The sequence below is a fragment of the Stenotrophomonas sp. NPDC078853 genome (genome assembly GCF_044901215.1).
Taxonomy (GTDB): domain Bacteria; phylum Pseudomonadota; class Gammaproteobacteria; order Xanthomonadales; family Xanthomonadaceae; genus Stenotrophomonas; species Stenotrophomonas lacuserhaii.
Window position 1 is genome coordinate 1 of sequence record NZ_JBJDOQ010000035.1, and the last position, 3,601, is coordinate 3,601.

2 tRNA genes and 2 rRNA genes are annotated in these 3,601 nt (G+C 53.2%); all 4 read right to left on the reverse strand.

The features are described from left to right. Positions 1 to 9 precede the first annotated feature (9 nt). Positions 10 to 124: ribosomal RNA gene (rrf, locus tag ACI2JH_RS19665) — 5S ribosomal RNA — on the reverse strand. A 168-nt stretch (positions 125 to 292) separates the two neighbouring features. Next, positions 293 to 3,173, reverse strand: a 23S ribosomal RNA gene (locus ACI2JH_RS19670). Positions 3,174 to 3,403: 230 nt separating this feature from the next. Then, positions 3,404 to 3,480: transfer RNA gene (locus ACI2JH_RS19675), tRNA-Ile, on the reverse strand. A 23-nt stretch (positions 3,481 to 3,503) separates the two neighbouring features. Next, positions 3,504 to 3,579, reverse strand: a tRNA-Ala gene (locus ACI2JH_RS19680). Between the last annotated feature and the right edge of the window lie 22 nt (positions 3,580 to 3,601).

Here is a 3,601-nt window from a genome sequence, read left to right on the forward strand (position 1 = left end):
GGGTATAAACCCTGGCGATGACCTACTCTCGCATGGCTTGAGCCACACTACCATCGGCGCAGCTGCGTTTCACTTCCGAGTTCGGGATGGGATCGGGTGGTTCCACAGCGCTAATTTCACCAGGGAGGCTTTTGGAGTGTCGCCGCAGGACGTGTCTTTGCAGGGAGCGGGCACGGGTGTGCCGGCTTTACAAAGAGACGCGCCTGAGCGCCTGCCTCTCGTTTGGTCTTGTGACGTAGCGTGCACTTGGATCTATCGACATGTCATGTCGGCCAAGGCAACTTGAGGTTATATGGTCAAGCCGCACGGATCATTAGTATCAGTTAGCTCAATACATTGCTGTACTTACACACCTGACCTATCAACCACATAGTCTATATGGTTCCTTCAGGGGGCTTGTGCCCCGGGAGATCTCATCTTGAGGCGCGCTTCCCGCTTAGATGCTTTCAGCGGTTATCGCTTCCGAACATAGCTACCCGGCAATGCCACTGGCGTGACAACCGGAACACCAGAGGTTCGTCCACTCCGGTCCTCTCGTACTAGGAGCAGCCCCTCTCAAATCTCCAACGCCCATGGCAGATAGGGACCGAACTGTCTCACGACGTTCTGAACCCAGCTCGCGTACCACTTTAAATGGCGAACAGCCATACCCTTGGGACCGACTACAGCCCCAGGATGTGATGAGCCGACATCGAGGTGCCAAACACCGCCGTCGATATGAACTCTTGGGCGGTATCAGCCTGTTATCCCCGGAGTACCTTTTATCCGTTGAGCGATGGCCCTTCCATACAGAACCACCGGATCACTAAGTCCTAGTTTCCTACCTGCTTGATCCGTCGATCTTGCAGTCAAGCACGCTTATGCCTTTGCACACAGTGCGCGATGTCCGACCGCGCTGAGCGTACCTTCGAGCTCCTCCGTTACTCTTTAGGAGGAGACCGCCCCAGTCAAACTACCCACCATACACGGTCCCCGATCCAGATTATGGACCTAGGTTAGAACGTCAAGCACGACAGGGTGGTATTTCAAGGTTGGCTCCACTGCAGCTAGCGCCACAGTTTCATAGCCTCCCACCTATCCTACACAGACGAACTCAACGTTCAGTGTAAAGCTATAGTAAAGGTTCACGGGGTCTTTCCGTCTTGCCACGGGAACGCTGCATCTTCACAGCGATTTCAATTTCACTGAGTCTCGGGTGGAGACAGCGCCGCTGTCGTTACGCCATTCGTGCAGGTCGGAACTTACCCGACAAGGAATTTCGCTACCTTAGGACCGTTATAGTTACGGCCGCCGTTTACTGGGGCTTCGATCAAGAGCTTCGCCTTGCGGCTGACCCCATCAATTAACCTTCCAGCACCGGGCAGGCGTCACACCCTATACGTCCACTTTCGTGTTTGCAGAGTGCTGTGTTTTTGATAAACAGTCGCAGCGGCCTGGTTACTGCGACCCTCTTCAGCTATAGCTCGCATGAGCCACCAAAAAGGGTGCACCTTCTCCCGAAGTTACGGTGCCATGTTGCCTAGTTCCTTCACCCGAGTTCTCTCAAGCGCCTGAGAATTCTCATCCTACCCACCTGTGTCGGTTTACGGTACGGTCTGCGTAAGCTGAAGCTTAGGAGCTTTTCCTGGAAGCGTGGTATCAGCGACTTCGCCTTAAAGGCTCGTCTCGGTGCTCGGTCTTAAAGGATCCCGGATTTGCCAAAGATCCAAACCTACCGCCTTTCCCCAGGACAACCAACGCCTGGTACGCCTAACCTTCTCCGTCCCTCCATCGCACTTACGCGAGGTGCAGGAATATTAACCTGCTTCCCATCGACTACGACTTTCGTCCTCGCCTTAGGGGCCGACTCACCCTGCGCCGATTAACGTTGCGCAAGGAAACCTTGGGCTTTCGGCGTGCGGGTTTTTCACCCGCATTATCGTTACTCATGTCAGCATTCGCACTTCCGATACCTCCAGCAGACTTCTCAATCCACCTTCAACGGCTTACGGAACGCTCCTCTACCGCGTACATATAAATATGCACACCCCAAGCTTCGGTTCACTGCTTAGCCCCGTTAAATCTTCCCCGCAGACCGACTCGACCAGTGAGCTATTACGCTTTCTTTAAAGGGTGGCTGCTTCTAAGCCAACCTCCTGGCTGTCTGTGCCTTTCCACATGGTTTTCCACTTAGCAGTGAATTTGGGACCTTAGCTGTGGGTCTGGGTTGTTTCCCTTTTCACGACGGACGTTAGCACCCGCCGTGTGTCTCCCATACAGTCCGTCTCGGTATTCGGAGTTTGCAATGGTTTGGTAAGTCGCGATGACCCCCTAGCCATAACAGTGCTCTACCCCCGAGAGGATACATATGAGGCGCTACCTAAATAGCTTTCGAGGAGAACCAGCTATCTCCGGGTTCGATTAGCTTTTCACTCCTAATCACAGCTCATCCCCGTCTTTTGCAACAGACGTGGGTTCGGGCCTCCAGTACCTGTTACGGCACCTTCACCCTGGCCATGACTAGATCACCCGGTTTCGGGTCTACTGCCCGCGACTATGCGCCCTTATCAGACTCGGTTTCCCTTCGCCTCCCCTATACGGTTAAGCTTGCCACGAACAGTAAGTCGCTGACCCATTATACAAAAGGTACGCAGTCACTCCTTGCGGAGCTCCTACTGCTTGTACGCACACGGTTTCAGGATCTATTTCACTCCCCTCTCCGGGGTTCTTTTCGCCTTTCCCTCACGGTACTGGTTCACTATCGGTCGGTCAGTAGTATTTAGCCTTGGAGGATGGTCCCCCCATGTTCAGACAGGGTTTCACGTGCCCCGCCCTACTCGTCTTCACTGAAATGGCCCTTTCAGATACAGGGCTATCACCTTCTATGGCCAGTCTTTCCAGACTGTTTTCCTAGAACCAAATCAGCTTAAGGGCTAGTCCGCGTTCGCTCGTCGCTACTTACGGAATCTCGGTTGATTTCTTTTCCTCTGGTTACTTAGATATTTCAGTTCACCAGGTTCGCTTCCAGCAGCTATGTATTCACTGCAGGATACCCGCAAGCGGGTGGGTTTCCCCATTCGGACATTACCGGATCAAAGCTTGTTGCCAGCTCCCCGATACTTTTCGCAGGCTGCCACGTCCTTCATCGCCTCTGACCGCCAAGGCATCCACCGTGTGCGCTTATTCGCTTGACCATATAACCGCAAGTTGCCTTGGGTTACATATATGACCTGGGGGTACAAAGCCCAGATACGAAATATAACGACTCAATTAATAAGAAGACATTCAAGTCTTCCGCCTTAGCCTCACGACACGTCAAGATAGATATCTCAAACGCTCGCTACGTCACAAGTTTTAAAAGAACATGTACCGGCCACAGTGCCGATCCATATAAATTAGTAAGTATGCTTTGTCATTCAGAGAGTGGTGGGTCTGGGTAGACTCGAACTACCGACCTCACCCTTATCAGGGGTGCGCTCTAACCACCTGAGCTACAGACCCAAATGTCTTGATTCAAACCAAGGTGGTGGAGCCTGTCGGGATCGAACCGACGACCCCCTGCTTGCAAAGCAGGTGCTCTCCCAGCTGAGCTAAGGCCCCGAAAAGGGACACCTCAAACCGG